A 17,542-nucleotide genomic window follows, 5' to 3' on the forward strand; every position below is an offset into this window, starting at 1 on the left:
CCGCTGGCATTGCTCTAACTCGTGAACAAGCGTTGCTGCTTCTGATCGATGCAATCACCGTTGCGTAGAGCAACCCAGTGACAACCATCCTGAGCATTCAGTGACAACTATTCTGGCTCGCCTGCACCATCACCGCTGGTTGGCGGATCTACCAGGTGTCAACTATCAAGGAAAGTCACAGCGATCGACGGAACGGCCGACACCGCGACCGGCATGGGGTTTGCGGTTCCCGGGATGCCCCCGTCCGCAGGATCGGCGGCACGCGGGAGGGTGAGGCCGGACGCCAAGGCATGGGCGGGCCCCAGAGGCCGGGCGCGCCGAAGACCGGGCGGGCGGGCCCTCAGACCGACAGGGCGATGCTGTCGGGTATGGCGGCGAACGTCTCGTCGAGCAGGCGGCCGAGCCCTTCGCGCCCGCCCGCGCCTCCCGTCGCGGTCCAGTCCAGAGCGGCGCACCGCCAGGACGCGATCATGACCTCCACCGCGAGGCGGAGCCGTACGTCTCCGACGAGCCCGACACGCGCACCGACCCGCTCGACGGCGGCCTCGGTGGTCTCGTTGCAGTAGCGCAGGCTGTGCGCCTGCACCGACGGCACCTTCACGCTGAGCGCGCGGGCGGCCATGAAACGCCGCTCCCAGTCGTCGTCCATGTCGGCGAGGCTCACGTCGAGCGTCCGGCGCAGGCAGACCAGCACCGGTCCGTGGAACTCGTGCGCGTCCACCTCCCGCAGCCATGTCGACCACAGCTCGGTGTCGGCGGCCAGCGCGACGTCCTCCTTGGAGGAGAAGTTGCGGAAGAACGTGCGCTTGGACACCTCCACCGCGTCGACCAGCTCGTCCAGCGTCGTCGCGTCGTAGCCCTTCTCGGTGAACAACCGCAGGGCCGTGTCCGTCAACGCCTTGCGGGTGCGGAGCTTCTTGCGCTCACGGAGCGGCATGGTCATGATGTCATCGTACCCCTCAGGGGCGGATGCACTTTGGTGCCTTTTGCCACTGAGTGGCGCAGATATTGCGGGGATGGTCGCGTTCGCCGCCGCACCCGTGCTGATCGGGTCGGGCGCGGACCCGGGCCGTGGCCGGAACACGAGAACCGCCCGGCGGGATGATGTGCCGCCGGGCGGTTCTCGTTCGGGGCTTCCCCCCTTTGCGGGCGGGGCTCATGTACGGCCCCGCCCCCCTGGCTCAGCTCTTGGCGAGCAGGGAGCGCAGGACGTACTGCATGATGCCGCCGTGGCGGTAGTAGTCCGCCTCTCCTGGGGTGTCGATGCGCACGACCGCCTGGAATTCCTTGTCATCGGCCCTGACCGTCACGGTCTGCGGGACGCCGCCCTCGTTGAGCGCCTCGACCCCGGTGATGTCGAAGGTCTCCTCACCGGTCAGGCCCAGCGACTCCGCCGTCTCCCCCTCGGGGAACTGCAGCGGCAGCACGCCCATGCCGATCAGGTTGGAGCGGTGGATGCGCTCGTAGGACTCGGCGATCACCGCGCGGACGCCGAGCAGCGCGGTGCCCTTGGCCGCCCAGTCACGCGAGGAGCCCGAGCCGTACTCCTTGCCCGCCAGGACGACGAGCGGGGTGCCCGCGGCCTGGTAGTTGGCGGAGGCGTCGTAGATGAAGGACTGGGGTCCGCCCTCGCGGGTGAAGTCGCGGGTGTAGCCGCCCTCCACGCCGTCGAGCAGCAGGTTCCTCAGCCGGATGTTGGCGAAGGTACCGCGGATCATGACCTCGTGGTTGCCCCGGCGGGAGCCGTAGGAGTTGAAGTCCTTGACCTCGACACCGTTCTCGCGCAGGTACTCCGCGGCAGGGGTGCCGACCTTGATGGCACCGGCCGGGGAGATGTGGTCGGTGGTGACCGAGTCGCTCAGCTTGGCCAGCACCCGCGCGCCGGAGATGTCCGTCACCGGCTCCGGGGAGGCGGGCATGCCGTCGAAGTAGGGGGCCTTGCGGACGTAGGTCGAGGCCGGGTCCCACTCGAAGGTGTCGCCGGTCGGGATCGGCAGCGAGCGCCACGTCTCGTCGCCCTTGAAGACGTCGGCGTAGTCCTTGAGGAACATGTCCTGGTCGATCGAGGAGGCGACGACCGCCGAGACCTCCTCCGGCGAGGGCCAGATGTCGGCGAGGAACACCGGCTCGCCGTCCGAGCCGACACCCAGCGGCTCGGTGTTCAGGTCGAGGTCCATGGTGCCCGCGAGGGCGTAGGCGACGACCAGCGGCGGGGACGCCAGGTAGTTCATCTTGACGTCGGGGTTGATCCGGCCCTCGAAGTTGCGGTTGCCCGACAGCACCGCGGTGACCGCGAGGTCGTTCTCCTGGATCGCGGCGGAGATCTCCTCCTGCAGCGGGCCGGAGTTGCCGATGCAGGTGGTGCAGCCGTAGCCGACCAGGTTGAAGCCGACCTTGTCGAGGTACGGCTGGAGGCCGGAGCGCTCGAAGTAGCCGGTGACGACCTGCGAGCCCGGAGCGAGGGAGGTCTTGACCCACGGCTTGCGGGTCAGGCCCTTCTCGACCGCGTTCCTGGCGAGCAGCGCGGCGCCCATCATGACGTACGGGTTGGAGGTGTTGGTGCAGCTGGTGATGGCCGCGATGGTCACCACGCCGTGGTCGATCTCGAAGCTCGTGCCGTCGGCCAGGGCGACCTGGACCGGCCTCCGCGGGCGGTCGCCGTTGTGACCGGCGGCGTGCGGCTTGTCGCCGTTGCTGTCGTGGGAGATCGCCGGGGAGTCGGAGGCCGGGAAGGACTCGTCGGAGGCCTCGTCACCCGGGCTCAGGATGGTCGGGGCGGCGTAGTCCTTGACGGCCGCGCGCCAGGCGCTCTTGGCCTCGGACAGCGCGATGCGGTCCTGCGGGCGCTTGGGACCGGCGATGGACGGGACGACCGTGGCCAGGTCCAGCTCGATGTACTCGGAGAAGACCGGCTCGTCGGCCGCGGGGTCCAGCCACAGGCCCTGGGCCTTGGCGTAGGCCTCGACCAGCGCGACCTGCTCGGCGGAGCGGCCGGTCAGCGTGAGGTAGTCGATCGTCTGGCCGTCGATCGGGAAGATCGCACAGGTGGAGCCGAACTCGGGGCTCATGTTGCCGATCGTGGCCCGGTTGGCCAGCGGCACGCTGGAGACGCCCTCACCGTAGAACTCGACGAACTTGCCGACGACGCCGTGCTTGCGCAGCATCTCGGTGATCGTGAGCACCAGGTCGGTCGCGGTGGCGCCGGCCGGGAGCTTGCCGGTCAGCTTGAAGCCGACCACCCGCGGGATCAGCATGGAGATCGGCTGGCCGAGCATCGCGGCCTCGGCCTCGATGCCGCCGACGCCCCAGCCGAGAACGCCGATGCCGTTCTCCATGGTCGTGTGGGAGTCGGTGCCGACGCAGGTGTCGGGGTACGCCTTGCCGTCGCGGATCATGACGACGCGGGCCAGGTGCTCGATGTTGACCTGATGCACGATGCCGGTGCCCGGCGGGACGACCTTGAACTCGTCGAAGGCGGTCTGGCCCCAGCGCAGGAACTGGTAGCGCTCGTGGTTGCGCTCGTACTCCCGCTCGACGTTGCGCCGGAAGGAGTCCTGGCCGCCGAAGAAGTCGACGATGACGGAGTGGTCGATGACCATCTCGGCCGGCGCGAGCGGGTTGATCCTGGCGGGGTCGCCGCCGAGGTCGCGGACGGCCTCACGCATGGTGGCCAGGTCCACGACGCAGGGGACCCCGGTGAAGTCCTGCATGATCACGCGGGCCGGGGTGAACTGGATCTCCACGCTCGGTGCGGCGGTGGGATCCCACTGGGCGAGCGCGCGGATGTGGTCGGCGGTGATGTTCGCGCCGTCCTCGGTGCGGAGCAGGTTCTCCAGAAGGATCTTCAGGCTGTACGGGAGGCGTCCCGCCCCCTCGACGGCGTCCAGCCGGTAGATCTCGTATCCCGCGTCACCGACGCGGAGCGTGTCACGGCTGCCGAAGCTGTTCGCGGACACGATTGGCCTCCCTCATCACCCAGTTGTCCGGCGCGCCACCATAAAGGGCGCATATGAAATCCTGCCGCACCCTCGGAGTGCCCATGTCAGTTAGGTATGCCTAACCCGGCCCTCGGGGTTGCAGTGGATGTCTCGACATCAAGATATCCCCAGAGATATCTCGACATCAAGTTACCTGCCAGTAGGTTCAGAGGGGGGCGAGACGGAAGTACAGCAGCCCGAGGACGACGACGGAGAGGGCGGGGGCGAGGAACTTCTGCTCGAAGGCGCGGCCCGTCTTGATCCCGATCTTCCACGGCAGCACCCAGCGCTGCCTCATCGGCCACAGCACCGGACAGCCCTTCTCCGTACAGCAGTCCCCCGTGACGTGCGTCAGGCACCCGACCGCGACCGCCAGCCCCAGCCAGGCATAGCCCACGTTGTCGCTGCGGAACATCGCGAACAGTCCGACCGTCAGACCGATGTTGACCACCGCGGAGGCGAACTTCTTGCCCGGGATGCCGATCCCGATCGACCGGAGCGCCAGGCCGATGAGCAGCACGACCAGGATGTCGCGGCCGATCGGGTAGGTGTTGGCCAGGTAGTGGGCGCCGAATCCGGCGCCGGCCGCGAAGAGGAGGGAATGGGTGGCGTTGCGGTGACCGCCACTCAGCCAGGCGACGGCCTTGCTCAGCCCCCAGGTGACCGGACCGAAGGTCTGGGCGATCGTCGCGCTGGGGTGGTCCAGGTCCGGCAGCATGGCGGCCCCGGAGCAGATCAGCGCCCCGGCGACGAACTCGGCCGGGGTGAGCGCGTTCGCCATGACACCGGTCTCGGCGAACCTGGTGGACTCGGTGAGCAGCGGCAGAGCGGCCAGTGTCGGCGCGACCCCCAGCCAGGCGATCGCCCCCGTCAGCGCGTGCGTATGCCCCATCATCCGCCAAACACCCCCGTCAAGATCACCTCAGGTGACTGTACGGCAAAGCCCGCTTCAAGCGGAGGACCGTGCCACCTTGCATCATCGGCGCGTCGAGACGGTGAGATCAATCCGGCACATGGTGACTTCTGGGTCACGGGACGGGGCCCGCATGTCGCAGAAACGACAGACGGGACCGTTCCGCACCGAAAGCACCCCCCAGCCCTTCCGGCACGGAACGAATCCCGTCTATGTCCTTTGTAACGTGCAGGTCTCAATGCTTGTTCCGAAATCAGCCGAGAATTGCGTGATCTATCTCACTTTTTCTTTGCGCGACGACGATCTCACGCTCAGTCACCGTCATCAGGAACGGTACGACAGGCAGAACGGCCAGTACCGCGAAGACCGCGAAGGCCCCTGTCAGCCCCATCACCTCGGCCAGCAGGCCGGCCAGCCCCGCGCCGACCGGAAGGGTCCCCCAGCTCAGCAGCCTGGCGGCCGCGCCGACCGCCCAGGCCTCGGGGAACACGGCCGGGACGACCATCATGACGGCCGTGCCGACGAGATCGGCGAAGAGCACCCAGCGCACGCCCAGCAGGCGGTTGACCGCGGTGACGAGCACGGCGCCGAGCAGTCCTCCCACGCCGATCGAGCTGAGCGGCAGGCCGTACCCGGCCGGATCGAGATGGAGCACCTGGACGGCGTAGGAGGGCAGGAGCGCCGGCCACGCACTCCAGCAGGCCGCCGATGGCCGGACCGGCGAACTCGTTGGCCACGGTCTCGGCGCCGGCGATCCAGGCGTTGACCCGGCCGAGCCGATCCGTCGGCACGGCCGCCGGGACCAGGGCTCCGACCGCGGAGTTCGCCACCACCTCCGCCAAACCGACGGACACGCCCGCCAGGTAGAGCAGCGGCAGCGAGAGCGCGCCGGCGGCGACTGCCGCCAGCAGACCCAGCGCGACCACGAGCCTGACCAGGTTCGCCGCGGCCGCCAGCCGCCGGCGGTCGTGGCGGTCGACGAACACCCCCGCGTGGAGCGAGGCCAGCCAAAACCCCAAATATCACCCCATAGGCTTGTCGTTAGAATGTTCTCGATATATCTTTGAAGCATCGAGAGCGATCTAAAGATGACCGCGACCAAGGAGGAATCATGACGTCCGCACACGCGATGGGCGGCCGGTGGGCAGGGGCCGTCCCCGCCGAGATCCGGCACGAGATGAAGCGCGCCGCCAGGGAGACCTGGCGGACCATGGCCGCCGGCTGGCAGCAGGACGGCCCCCACCACGGCGAGCCCGGCCCGCACCACGGGTGGGGTCCGCACGAGCACCGGCAGCGGGGGCGCCGTGGCCCCTTCCCCGGCGGCGCCTTCCCGTGGGACTTCGGCAGAGGCGGCCCGGGGCGAGGCGGCCCGTTCGGCGGGCGACCGCCGTTCGGCCGGGGGCGCAAGGCGAAGCGGGGCGACGTCCGCGCCGCGATCCTCGCGCTGCTCTCCGAGGAGCCGCGTAACGGCTACCAGATCATCCAGGAGATCGACCGGCGCAGCGAGGGAGGCTGGAAGCCCAGTCCCGGTGCGGTCTATCCGGCGCTGCAGCAGCTCACCGACGAGGGCCTGGTCCTGTCGGAGGAGAGCGACGGCCGCAAGTCCTTCCGGCTCACCGAGGCGGGCCAGACCTACGTGGCCGCGCACGCCGACGAGATGCGCGCCCCGTGGGAGGAGATGACGCCCGACGTCGACGACAGCACCTGGGAGCTGATGAACCTGGCCCGCCAGTCGGGATTCGCCATGCTGCAGATCCTGCAGACCGGCAGCGACGAGCAGATCCGCCAGGGCAAGCAGATCCTGGTCGAGACGCGCCGTAAGTTGTACCAGGTCCTGGCAGACGGCGACCCCGGCGAGGAGTGAACCTTCGATGACGTCCCGAGAGGATCTCCGCATCGGAGACGCCGAGCGCGAGGCGGCCATGACGGCCCTGCGTGAGCACTACGCGCAGGGCCGCCTGACCCACGAGGAGCTCGACGAGCGCATCGAACGGACCCTGTCCGCGCGCACCGGCCGCGATCTGGCTCTGGCCGCCGCGGACCTTCCCGACCTGTACGGCTCCGGCCCCCAGGACGACGGCGACGCACACGGCCCGCGGGGCCGGGCACATGGCTGGGCCGGCGAGTGGCACGGGGGCCACGGCCGTCGCGGATACGGCCGGATCCGGATGGGCGCCCACCCCGCGTCCTGGCACCACCACGGAATGGGCCGCCGGGGCGGGCCGCCGGGCTTCCCGCTGGTTCTCCTGGCCCTGGTCGCCACGGTGGCGATCGCCGGGTTCGGGGCGCTCAAGTTCGTCTTCCTGGCCTGGCTGGTGATGGGCGTGGTGGGCGTGCTCCGCCACAGGCGAGGACACTCCCCCCGGTACAGAGGCTAGAGAAGGGATTCCCGCAGTCTCCGCATCTCCCCCGCGATCCGGTCCAGCGAGGCGTCAAGCTCTGCCTTCGTCGGCGCGGCCCCGGGCGGTCGCGGGCCCTCCGTCCCGCGCTGCGCCCTTCCCCGGCGGGCGGACGCCGGGGGCGGGGGAGGGCCGTCTTCGGGGAAGATCGGAGACATGGGCGAGAACCTAACCCATGTCCTCAAGCTTGCGTCCCTTGGTCTCCTTGACCTTCCACCACACGAAGGCGAAGGACAGCGCGGCGAAGAAGGCGTATCCCACGTACGCGCCGGCCAGGCTCCACGCGGCCAGGGACGGGAAGGAGACGGTGATCAGCCAGTTGGCCACCCACTGGGCGGAGGCGGCCACGGAGAGCGCGGCGGCCCTGATCCGGTTGGGGAACATCTCGCCGAGCAGCACCCAGACGACGACACCCCACGACAGCGCGAAGAACAGCACGAAGATGTGCGCGGCGACGAGGGCCACGACGCCCTGCGTCGCCGGCAGCCTGACGGTGTCGCCGGTGGGGATGCCCGCGCTGAACGCCCACGCGGCCACGGCGAGCGCGATCGTCATGCCCGCGGAGCCGATCAGCAGCAGCGGTCTGCGGCCGATCCGGTCGACCAGCGCGATGGCGATGAACGTGCCGACGATGTTGATGATCGAGGTGGAGAAGCTGATCAGCAGCGAGTTGCTCTGGTTGATGCCGACCGACTGCCACAGCGCCGACGAGTAGTAGAAGATGACGTTGATGCCGACGAACTGCTGGAAGACCGAGAGCAGGATGCCGATCCAGACGATCGGCAGCAGACCGAGTGAGGGCCCGCGCAGGTCACGCAGCCGTGGCCGGTGCTCGCTGCGCAGCGAGTCCTGGATCTCCGTCATCCGCGCGTCCAGGTCGGCCTTGTCGCCCTCCACCTCGGCGAGCACCCTGCGCGCCGTCGGCAACCTGCCCGCCGCGACGAGGAACCGCGGCGACTCGGGGATGATCGTCGAGAACAGCAGGTAGAGCAGGGCCGGGATCAGGCAGGCGCCGAGCATCCACTGCCACGCCTCCAGGTTGAGGAGCTTGTTGTTGACGTTGCCGCCCGCGAGCTGCGCGATCGCGTAGTTGACGAGCTGGGAGACGGCGATGCCGAGCACGATCGCGAGCTGCTGGAAGGAGCCCAGGCATCCCCGGTAGGCGGGGGGCGCGACCTCGGCGATGTAGGCGGGGCCGATCACCGAGGCCATCCCGATCCCGACGCCCGCCAGTACCCGCCAGAAGGCGAGGTCCCAGATCGCGAACGGCAGCGCCTGGCCGACGGAGCTGATCGCGAAGAGGACCGCGGCCACCTGCATCGTCCTGGTGCGTCCCCAGTGGTCGGCTATGCCCCCGGCGATCCACGCGCCGATCGCCGAGCCCAGCAGCGCGATCGCGACCACGAAACCGATCTGGACCGGGCCGACACCGAAGTGTTTCTGGATCCCGGTGACGGCGCCGTTGATGACGGCGCTGTCGTAGCCGAAGAGGAATCCGCCGATCGCCGCCGCGGCGGTGATGAAGACAACGTGCCCCAGGTTCTCACTGGAGGTACCCGAAGGGGTAATACCGACCATGACCGTCCTTTCCCCCGAAAAACACAGGCATCCATGGATCGACCGTCAAAGGTCGCATCCAATCGCGAGCAGGGGGTCATTCATGTCATGAGCTGCTAAAACACGCCTCTCATCTACAGGATGGGTGTCTCACGGCGGCCGGTAGTGGATCAGGACGGCTCTCCGATCACGGCCGCGCGCGGGCCGGCCGCACACCCTGCCTCCTCGGCTCTCTCCCTACCAGCGCAGGATCGCGGCGACCCCGTCGAAGTCGGCCAGGACGTCGGAGGACTCCTGGTCCAGGACGATCACCTCGGCGTCGATGTCCAGGGCGCGCTCGATCATGCGCTCGCCCAACCTGTCCTCCTGGACATGCTCCTGGGGCGACTCCCCCTGCGGGATCTGGTCGGGCGGGCAGAGCCGCCCGTCGGCCGTGCGGCTGCCGCTCCACTCGCGCGACTCGGCCAGCAGCAGCTGCGCCACCCTGCTGTCGTTCAGCGCGTTGAGCGTGTCCGCCAGGCCGACTGCCCCGCGCCCGCCGGACAGGGCGGCATCCTTGGCCCGGTTGGCCAGCGCGGTGGCCAACCGGGTACGGGCGGCCAGGAGCTGCGGCTCCGCGTACTCGGCGATCTTGGCCGGAGGCAGCGCGTCCACCACCGCGTCGATCTGGATGATGTCGCCGGTCAGCTCCGCCGCCATGATCTCGGTCAGCTGGACGTCGCCGATCAGCACGACCGTGATCCAGCCCCGGCTCGCGGCCTGTTCGGTGATGCTCGGCCCGGTGGCGCGCAGGAGTCTGGTGAGGTTCTCCTCGACCCGGCGTTCGAACTTGTCCCGGTGCGTCGCGGCCTGCCGGGCGAGCTCCGAGGTCGCGGGACCGCGCATCTGCCGCCAGTCCTCGGCGCTGAGATCGAAGTCCGTCCGGCCCGCCTCCTCGGCCGTGCCGTAGCGGTAGTCGATCATGCGCAGCCCGTCCCGGGAGACGAGCACGAGCCCGGCGGGTGGCGCGGTCTCCACCGTGTTGACCAGCGGCCGCACGTAGGCCGTCGACTCCAGCACGATCTGGTCGGGGACCGGCAGCTGGAAGGAGAAGGTCCACGCCTCGTCGCTGCCGACCGGGGCGAACAGCACCCGTCCCAGCCCGGACTCGGTCGGGTTGAGCAGCAGTGCGAACTCCGTCTCCAGCTTCTCCAGCCGTGCCAAGACGGCCACCCGCCGGGGCCGGTCCCCATCGGCGCTGACCTGCTTGCGCAGGTCGGCGAGCTGGTTGCCGAACCGGATCCGCCACGCGGGCCGGATCGCCGCCTCCTCCCGGGGATCGGCGGTCACGTAGAACGACAGCACTCCTTGGTCGTCGTGGATGGCGACGACCTCTCGCAGAGCCGCACGATCGAATCTCACGACGTTCCTCCCTGGTGGCCCGGTCTCCAACGATATGGACACCTCCGGGAAGAGCCGTCGTACCAATCGGGAAAATGCCTTCCTTCTTCTCTTTACCCGTGCTTCTCTTTACCCGCAGATCACAGACGCGGGTCCACCGGCTCGGACTCCAGCGCCAGGACGGCGAAGACCGCCTCATGCACCCGCCACAGCGGCTCGCCCTCGGCCAGCCTGGACAGCGCCTCCAGCCCGAGGGCGTGCTCCCGCAGGGCCAGCGAGCGCTTGCGGCCCAGGAAACGGCGGCGCAGGACCTCCAGGCTCTCGGTGTAGTCGGGGCCGTAGATGATCCGCAGGTACTCCCGCCCGCGCACCTTCACCCCCGGCTGCACCCGGCCGGCGGGCACGGCCGCGCCCGTGGCGTCCGCCGGGTGAGGCCACTCCAGCGGCTTGACGACCATGCCCTCGCCACCGTCGGCCGTCAGCGCCGACCACCAGGCGGTCGCCGCGTCCATGGACTCCTGCGAGGCCAGATCGACGGTCAGGTGCCGGGTGGGTGCGATCAGCGGGTCGGCGAGCCGGGAGAGCATGTCCAGGTGCCAGGAGTGCGGCTCCTGCACGGCGGTGGCCCGGCCCTCGCAGGCCAGGATCTGGAACGGCGCCAGGCGCAGGCCCTCCAGGCCGGAGACCGGCCAGCAGTAACGCGCATAGGCGTCCCTGAATCGGGCAGCGTTGTCGGAGCGGCGTCGGGTGCGGTCCAGTAGATCGCCCACATCCAATCCGCGCCCGGCCGCCGCCTCCAGTGCGCTGATCGCCTCGGGCAGCGCCGTACGGGCCGCCGCGCCCACCGACGCGTACTGGCTGCGGATCAGCCCCTCCGCCTTGGCCGACCAGGGCAGCAGCTCACAGTCGAGCGCCAGCCAGTCCGTGCCCAGCTCGTCCATGAGAGGCGCGCACGCCTGCCGGAGCCGGTTCACCAACTCGTCGGTGTCGGCGAAGAACGGCCTTCCCGTCCGGGTGTAGACGGCCCCCGCGGTCCCGTCCTCGACCCCGAACCGCGCCGCCGCCACCTGCGGGTTCCTGGCCAGTACGGCCACCGCACGCGAGCCCATGTGCTTCTCCTCGCACACGACCCGGGTGATCCCCGCCTCGGTGAACTCCGCGAACGCCTCGGCCGGGTGCTCCAGGTAGCCGTCGAGCCGGGAGGTCTCCGGCGGCGCCATCGTCGGCGGCAGGTAGACCAGCCAGCGCGGGTCGACCGCGAACCGGCTCATGATCTCCAGCGCGGCGGCCGCGTTCTCCTCCCTGACCTTGATACGGCCGCCGCCGTGGCGCACCTCGATGTGCTTGACCCCTCCGACGTCGTCGATGGAGAGCATGCCGGGGTCGCGGTGGCCGGGGGCGGTGAACGGCCTGGCCGACTCGTACCAGACCTTCTCGGCGGGCACCGAGACGATCTCCTTTTCCGGGTAGCGGAGCGCGGTGAGCTTCCCGCCGAACACGGCACCGGTGTCCAGGCAGATCGTGTTGTTGATCCACTCGGTCTCGGGGACCGGGGTGTGACCGTAGACGACCATGGCCCGGCCCCGGTACTCCGTCGCCCAGGGGTAGCGCACCGGCAGGCCGTACTCGTCGGTCTCGCCCGTGGTGTCGCCGTACAGCGCGAAGGAGCGCACCCGGCCCGAGGCTCGGCCGTGGTAGGCCTCCTTCAGCCCCGCGTGCGCGACGACGAGCCTGCCCCCGTCGAGCCGGTAGTGGCTGATCAGCCCGTCCATGAAGGCCAGCGCGGCGGCGCGGAACTCCTCGGGCTCGGCGGCGAGCTGGTCCAGCGACTCCTGCAGCCCGTGGGCGACCCTGACCTTGCGGCCGTTGAGCGCGCGGGCCAGCTTCTGCTCGTGGTTACCGGACACGCACAGCGCGGTCCCGGCCGCGACCATGCCCATGACGAGCCGGAGCACGCCCGGCGAGTCAGGTCCCCGGTCCACCAGGTCGCCGACGAACACCGCCGTCCTGCCCTCGGGGTGGACCGCCCCCGTGCCGCCGGGCTCGACGTCCCAGCCCAGGGTGCGCAACAGCGTCTCCAGCTCGGCGCGGCATCCGTGCACGTCGCCGATGACATCGAACGGCCCGGTCAGCTCACGCCTGTCGCTCCACGCCTTCTCCCGGACGACCGTGGCGGCCTCGATCTCGTCGGTCCCGCGCAGCACGTGGACCCTGCGGAAGCCGTCCCGGGAGATCTTCGCCATGGAGCGCCGCAGGTCCTTGCTCTGCCGCCGGATCACGTGGGAGCCGAAGTCACGGTCGGGCCTGGCCTCGTTGCGCTCGACCGCCACCTCCTCCGGCACGTCCATGACGATCGCGTCGACCAGCACGTTGTGGGATTTGGCGAGCTCGACCAGCTTCTTGCGCGCCTCCCACTGGACGTTGGTGGCGTCCACGACGGTGAGGAGGCCCCGCCGCAGGCGGGTGCCGACGATGTAGTTGAGCACGTCGAAGGCGTCTGGGGTGGCGGCCTGGTCGTTCTCGTCGTCGGCCACCAGCCCCCGGCAGAAGTCCGAGGAGACCACCTGGGTCGGCGCGAAGTGCCTGCGGGCGAAGGTCGACTTGCCGCTCCCCGAGATCCCCACGAGCACGACCAGCGACATCTCCGGCACAGCGATCTCAGTCATCTCCGCCTCCCGCGCCCGTGGCGCTTCCCCTGCCGAACAGGGCCATCTGGGTGGGCGGTCCCACCTCGGGGTCGTCGTCGCCGACCGGCCGGAAGGCGACGTGGTAGCCGTACTCCTCGCCGGCCCTCGCCGCCCAGGACCGGAACTCCGCCCGGGTCCACTCGAAGCGGTGGTCGGGGTGGCGCATGCCCGTCAGGGAGTTGTAGCGCACGTTGTACTCGGCGTTGGGGGTCGTCACGATCACGTGGGCGGGCCGCGCGACGCCGAAGACGACCCGCTCCAGCGCTCCCAGCCGGGGTGGGTCGACATGCTCGACGACCTCCATGAGCACGGCGGCGTCATATCCGGCGAACCGGTCGTCGGTGTAGGTCAGCGCTCCCTGGAACAGCTCCAGCCGCTCCCGCTGCCGGTCGGACATCCGGTTGAGCTTCAGACGCCTGGCCGCGATCGCGAGCGCCTGCGCCGACACGTCCGTCCCGGCCACCTTCGTGAGCTCCGGCCTGCCCAGCAGTTCCCCGACCAGCTGCCCCGACCCGCATCCCAGGTCGATGACGGTGCGCGCGCCGGTCTCCGCCAGCGTCGCGAGGACCGCCTCGTGGCGCAGCGCGTTCAGCGGCCGCCTGGGCGCGGCGTCCCGCTCCGGCGAGGGGGTCGCCGAATCCGTCGCCGTGGCCCCCTCGGCCGCCTCGGCGTCCGCGGGGACGGCCTCGCCTCCGTCGGCGGGGGCCGCCGCGGCGGCCTCCTCGCCGTTCACGGCGAGGGCCTCCTCCTCGACGGGAGGGTCGAGTTCCTCCGCCACGTCGTCTCCGAGCTCGGCCAGCCGGGCGAAAGCGGTCCGGGTGAGAGCCGAGTGGCGGCCGAAGTAGCGGCGGGTGATCAGGCCCCTCGCGGGATGGGCCGCCAGCCAGGACTCGCCGGCCCGGATCAGCTTGTCCACCTCGTCGGAGGCCATCCAGTAGTGCTTGGAGTCGTCGAGCACCGGAAGCAGCACGTAGAGCTGGTTGAGCGCGTCGGCCAGCCGCACCTCTCCGCGGAGCGACAGCCGGACGTAGCGGGAGTCCCCCCACTCGGGGAACCCCTCGTCCAACGGTACGGCCCGCGCCTCGACCGTCCAGCCCAGTGGCTCGAACAGCCGGTGTGCCATCTCGGGCCCGCCCCGGCAGGGCAGCGCGGGCAGTGCGATCTCCAGCGGAATGGGGCCGGCGGCCAGTTCGGGACGGCTGTCGCAGCGGCCGGTGCGGGCGGTGCGGAACACGTCCGCCAGCGCCACGGCCAGGAGCGACGACGCGGCATAGGGCCGGTCGTTGACGTACTGGCCCAGGGCGTAGTCGGGCGTGGACCGGCCACGCGAGCGCACCAGGCGGACCGGATCGACGTCGAGCATCAGCGCCGCCGTGCAACGCTCCTCGTCCGCCTCCGGATAGAAGACGCGGGCCACGCCGTACGACTGGCCGAACTCCTGGACCCGGTCCGGATGCTTGTGCAGCAGGAACCCGAGGTCGGTGGCGGGCCGTACGGTGGTGGAGATCGTGAGCAACACCCGGGTCAGTCTGCCCGATACCCGATCAAGAAGGCTATCGGTTAACAGAAAGGACACCTCCGTGACCGGGCGCGGCCCCTGAGTGCCGGCCCGGGACGGAGAAGCAGGTCTAGACGTGGGGCAGGACCTCGGCTGCGATGAGTTCCAGGTGGTCCAGGTCCGACAGGTCCATCACCTGGAGATAGATCCGCTCGGCCCCCAGCTCGGCGAACTTGCCGATCTTGTCGACCACCTCGGCGGGGGTGCCCGCCAGGCCGCTCTCGCGCAGCGCGTCGGGGTCGTACCCGGCGGCCTCGGCGCGGCGCGCGATCTCCGCCTCGTCGGCGCCGACGGCGACGGTCTGGGCTGCCGAGAGCACGATCTGCGGACGCCCGTACTCCTCGCAGGCCTCCCGGATCCGGCCGTAGGCGAGCTTGGTGTCATCCAGGCTGTGGAACGGCAGGTTGTACTCGTCGGCGAACCGCGCGGCCAGCCGCGGGGTGCGCTTGGCGCCGAACCCGCCGATGATGATCGGTGGCCTGGGGCGCTGCACGGGCTTGGGCAGCGCGGGCGAGTCCGCCAGCCGGTAGTGGGCCCCCTCGAACGAGAACGTCTCCCCCTCCGGCGTGGTCCAGAGCCCGGTGAGGATCTCCAGCTGCTCCTCCATCCGGGCGAAACGCTCGCCGACCGGCGGGAACGGGATCCCGTACGCGGTGTGCTCGGCGTCGAACCAGCCGGTCCCCAGGCCCAGTTCGACCCGGCCGCCGCTCATCTGGTCCACCTGGGCCACGCTGATCGCCAACGGGCCCGGCAGCCGGAAGGTGACCGGGCTGACCAGGGTGCCGAGCCTGATCGTGGAGGTCTCCCTCGCCAGGCCCGCCAGGGTCACCCAGGCGTCGGTGGAGCCGAGGCCGGGGTCGCCCGGCGAGATCCGCATGTAGTGGTCGGAGCGGAAGAAGGCGTCGAACCCCAGGCGCTCGGCGGTCCGCGCGACCGCCAGCAGTTCCTCGTAGGTGGCGTTTCCCTGCTGCGGTTCAGTGAAGATCCTCAACTTCATGAACACCATTATCCGGTCACACCGGACGCCATCCGCAGAAAGCCCACGCCGTGCAGGAGGCTCTTGATAACGTTCTGACTTTCACTTCCCTCGGTAACAGACCCGACACCCAACGCGACGAACAGATGTCGCCCAGAAGGTGAATGCCATGTCGGTGGCGACAGACCACTCCGCCGCCCGCCGGCCTCGCGAGCCGGGCACGCCCCCCCGGGCCATGGTCGTGCTCGCGGCGGCCGCGCTCGTCACCGGGACCGGTCTCGCGGTCTGGCTCCTGCCCGCCACGTCCGACGGCTGGACGGGAACCGGACGGACGCCCCACGCCGGAGGCAAGCCGCCTCGCCTGACCCGGACCACGGCGGGTCTGCCTCCCGAACCGGCCCCTCCCCCGCCCGCCGCCGTCCATCCGTCGGGTTTCGTGGCGTTCGTGGACACCGTCCGCGATCCGCTCTTCAACCTTCCCAGGGCCGCCCGGCAGGAGCATGTCCGGTGGTTCACCCTCGGTCATCTCACCGCCGGGCAGGACGGCTGCACCCCCGTGTGGGGGGGCCTGCGGGGGCAGGGCGGCAATCCGGTCGCCACCGTGCTGGGCCGGCTGCGTGCGGCCGGCGGTGACGCCGGTCTCGCCTTCGGCGGCCGGACCGGCAGCGAGCCGGCTGTCACCTGTGCCGACCTCGGCCGCCTCACCGCCGCCTACCGGCAGGTGGTCGCCGCCTTCGGCGTCACCTACCTCGACTTCGAGGTGGAGGGAGCGGACGGCGACGAGACCGTCCTGCGCCGCGCGGGCGCGATCAGGGCCCTCCAGCGCGAGGCCGCCGGGGAGGGACGTCCACTCACCGTGAGCTTCACCCTGCCGGTGAACGACGCCGGCCTGACCCTCCGCGACCAGGCGATGCTCCGGTCCACCCGGGAGGCGGGCGTCGAGATCGCCGCCGTCAACCTCCTCGCCCCGATCCGGCGCTCCTCCACGGGCCGGACGGACCTGCACTACGTCGCCTCGGCCGTGCGCGCCGCCCACTCCCAGCTCGCCCAGGCCATGGGCGAGGCCACCGCCTGGCATCGGATCGCCCTCACGGCCGTCCTGTCCGGATCCCGGGACCTCACCGTGGCCGACGCCCGCAGGCTCACCGCCTTCACCACCCGCAACGGGCTGGCGTGGCTCTCCACCCGGGGCGCGGCACCCGCTCCCGATGCCGCCCGGCTTCTGGCCGCCCTCACCCGCTAGACAGACACCCCCTGCGGGGTTATAACTGGGTTATAACCCTTCGCTAACCCCATAGGGAGGCGCAGTGCCGAAGATCAACGTTTACCTGCCCGACGAGCTGGCCGAGGCGGTCAAGGAGACGGGAGTGCCGGTATCGGCCATCTGCCAGCGCGCCCTGGAACAGGCGGTACGGCGGGTCACGGCCATCAGGGAGACGGCGCTGGGCGCCCCCGACCTCGACGACCCGACGGCGCGCCTCACGCATTTCACCGCACGGGCCCGGGCCGTGATCAAGCTCGCGGTGGAGCAGGCGGGCGCTGCGGGGGCGACCGAGGTCGGCACCGAGCACCTGCTGGGCGGCATGCTGGCCGAGGGCGGCAACCTGGCCCTGCACATCCTGCGCGCCGTGGAGATCGACCCCGGCCACGTACGGCGCGAGCTGGACCGCCTGGCCCCCGGGGAACCGTCCACCCCGCCGGACGCCTCACCGCTCCGGTTCGGCAGGCCGGCTGCGGGGGCGCTGGAGCTGGCCGTCACCGAGGCGACCGGGATGGGGCACAACTACGTCGGCTGCGAGCACCTCCTCCTCGGGCTGATCGCCGAACCCGACGGAGCCGGCGGGCAGATCCTGCGGAGCCTCGGCGCCGAGCCGCGGCTGACCCGCCGCGCCGTCACCGCCGCCCTGGCCGGCTACGTCCATCTCCGGGCGCAGGGGCAGGCCGGTGACGCCCTGGCCGACCCGGCCGCGGCCCTGTCCGCCGCCATCCGGCGGGAGCTGGAGCCGATCGTCCGGCGGCTGGAACGGCTGGAGGAGCAGGCCGGTCGGGGCGGGGAGTAGCAGCGAGCGCCCCGCGCGGTCTCCAGGGCCGGACA

General features: G+C 70.6%; 13 protein-coding genes and 1 pseudogene. 4 read left to right on the top strand and 10 right to left on the bottom strand.

Annotation, left to right across the window (positions count from 1 at the left end; all coding sequences use genetic code 11):
- Positions 1–340: 340 nt before the first annotated feature.
- The 5 genes and pseudogenes from FHR32_RS01290 to FHR32_RS47100 all read right to left on the bottom strand — a co-directional run.
- Entirely contained in the window at positions 341–943 is a 603-nt protein-coding gene (locus FHR32_RS01290; RefSeq protein ID WP_184752212.1) for a TetR/AcrR family transcriptional regulator, read from the bottom strand.
- Positions 944–1,181: 238 nt separating this feature from the next.
- The gene (acnA, locus tag FHR32_RS01295) at positions 1,182–3,956 is read right to left on the bottom strand and encodes an aconitate hydratase AcnA (RefSeq protein WP_184752215.1); all 2,775 of its coding nucleotides are present in this window, start codon (positions 3,954–3,956) and stop codon (positions 1,182–1,184) included.
- 187 nt (positions 3,957–4,143) lie between these two features.
- Positions 4,144–4,872: a metal-dependent hydrolase gene (locus FHR32_RS01300; RefSeq protein ID WP_184752217.1), complete on the bottom strand. Its 729-nt coding sequence runs from the start codon at positions 4,870–4,872 to the stop codon at positions 4,144–4,146.
- Positions 4,873–5,143: 271 nt separating this feature from the next.
- On the bottom strand, positions 5,144–5,545 hold the full coding sequence (locus tag FHR32_RS01305; protein ID WP_184752219.1) for a hypothetical protein: 402 nt from the start codon (positions 5,543–5,545) through the stop codon (positions 5,144–5,146).
- A 100-nt stretch (positions 5,546–5,645) separates the two neighbouring features.
- Positions 5,646–5,876, bottom strand: a pseudogene (locus FHR32_RS47100) (MFS transporter); the annotation flags it as partial.
- A gap of 125 nt (positions 5,877–6,001) precedes the next feature.
- Between FHR32_RS47100 and FHR32_RS01315 the strand changes: the two are divergent.
- Positions 6,002–6,754 carry a PadR family transcriptional regulator gene (locus FHR32_RS01315; protein WP_184752223.1) on the top strand — a complete coding sequence of 251 codons (753 nt, stop codon included), beginning with the start codon at positions 6,002–6,004 and terminating at the stop codon, positions 6,752–6,754.
- A 7-nt stretch (positions 6,755–6,761) separates the two neighbouring features.
- Positions 6,762–7,268, top strand: a complete 507-nt coding sequence (locus tag FHR32_RS01320; protein ID WP_184752225.1) for a DUF1707 SHOCT-like domain-containing protein — start codon at positions 6,762–6,764, stop codon at positions 7,266–7,268.
- Positions 7,269–7,457: 189 nt separating this feature from the next.
- On the opposite strand, the gene FHR32_RS01325 is transcribed toward FHR32_RS01320, so the two are convergent.
- The 5 genes from FHR32_RS01325 to FHR32_RS01345 all read right to left on the bottom strand — a co-directional run bounded on the left by FHR32_RS01325 (position 7,458) and on the right by FHR32_RS01345 (position 15,468).
- Positions 7,458–8,867 (bottom strand): sugar porter family MFS transporter, encoded by a 1,410-nt coding sequence (locus tag FHR32_RS01325; protein WP_184752227.1) that lies wholly within the window; start codon positions 8,865–8,867, stop codon positions 7,458–7,460.
- Between the two features lie 216 nt (positions 8,868–9,083).
- On the bottom strand, positions 9,084–10,247 hold the full coding sequence (locus tag FHR32_RS01330; RefSeq protein WP_184752229.1) for a VLRF1 family aeRF1-type release factor: 1,164 nt from the start codon (positions 10,245–10,247) through the stop codon (positions 9,084–9,086).
- 119 nt (positions 10,248–10,366) lie between these two features.
- Complete coding sequence (locus FHR32_RS01335; RefSeq protein ID WP_184752231.1) at positions 10,367–12,892, bottom strand: polynucleotide kinase-phosphatase; 2,526 nt, start codon at positions 12,890–12,892, stop codon at positions 10,367–10,369.
- Positions 12,885–14,432, bottom strand: a complete 1,548-nt coding sequence (locus FHR32_RS01340; RefSeq protein ID WP_184752233.1) for a 3' terminal RNA ribose 2'-O-methyltransferase Hen1 — start codon at positions 14,430–14,432, stop codon at positions 12,885–12,887. Before FHR32_RS01340 ends, FHR32_RS01335 begins: the two co-directional genes overlap by 8 nt.
- 109 nt (positions 14,433–14,541) lie before the next feature.
- Positions 14,542–15,468, bottom strand: coding sequence for an LLM class F420-dependent oxidoreductase (locus FHR32_RS01345; RefSeq protein WP_184752235.1), 927 nt, complete (start codon positions 15,466–15,468; stop codon positions 14,542–14,544).
- A gap of 148 nt (positions 15,469–15,616) precedes the next feature.
- Between FHR32_RS01345 and FHR32_RS01350 the strand changes: the two genes are divergently transcribed.
- Together FHR32_RS01350 and FHR32_RS01355 are read left to right on the top strand one after the other, a co-directional pair.
- The gene (locus FHR32_RS01350) at positions 15,617–16,690 is read left to right on the top strand and encodes a glycoside hydrolase family 18 protein (protein WP_184752237.1); all 1,074 of its coding nucleotides are present in this window, start codon (positions 15,617–15,619) and stop codon (positions 16,688–16,690) included.
- Between the two features lie 64 nt (positions 16,691–16,754).
- Positions 16,755–17,507: a Clp protease N-terminal domain-containing protein gene (locus FHR32_RS01355; RefSeq protein WP_184752239.1), complete on the top strand. Its 753-nt coding sequence runs from the start codon at positions 16,755–16,757 to the stop codon at positions 17,505–17,507.
- Positions 17,508–17,542 lie beyond the last annotated feature (35 nt).

Source organism: Streptosporangium album (assembly GCF_014203795.1).
GTDB classification, from domain to species: Bacteria; Actinomycetota; Actinomycetes; order Streptosporangiales; family Streptosporangiaceae; genus Streptosporangium; species Streptosporangium album.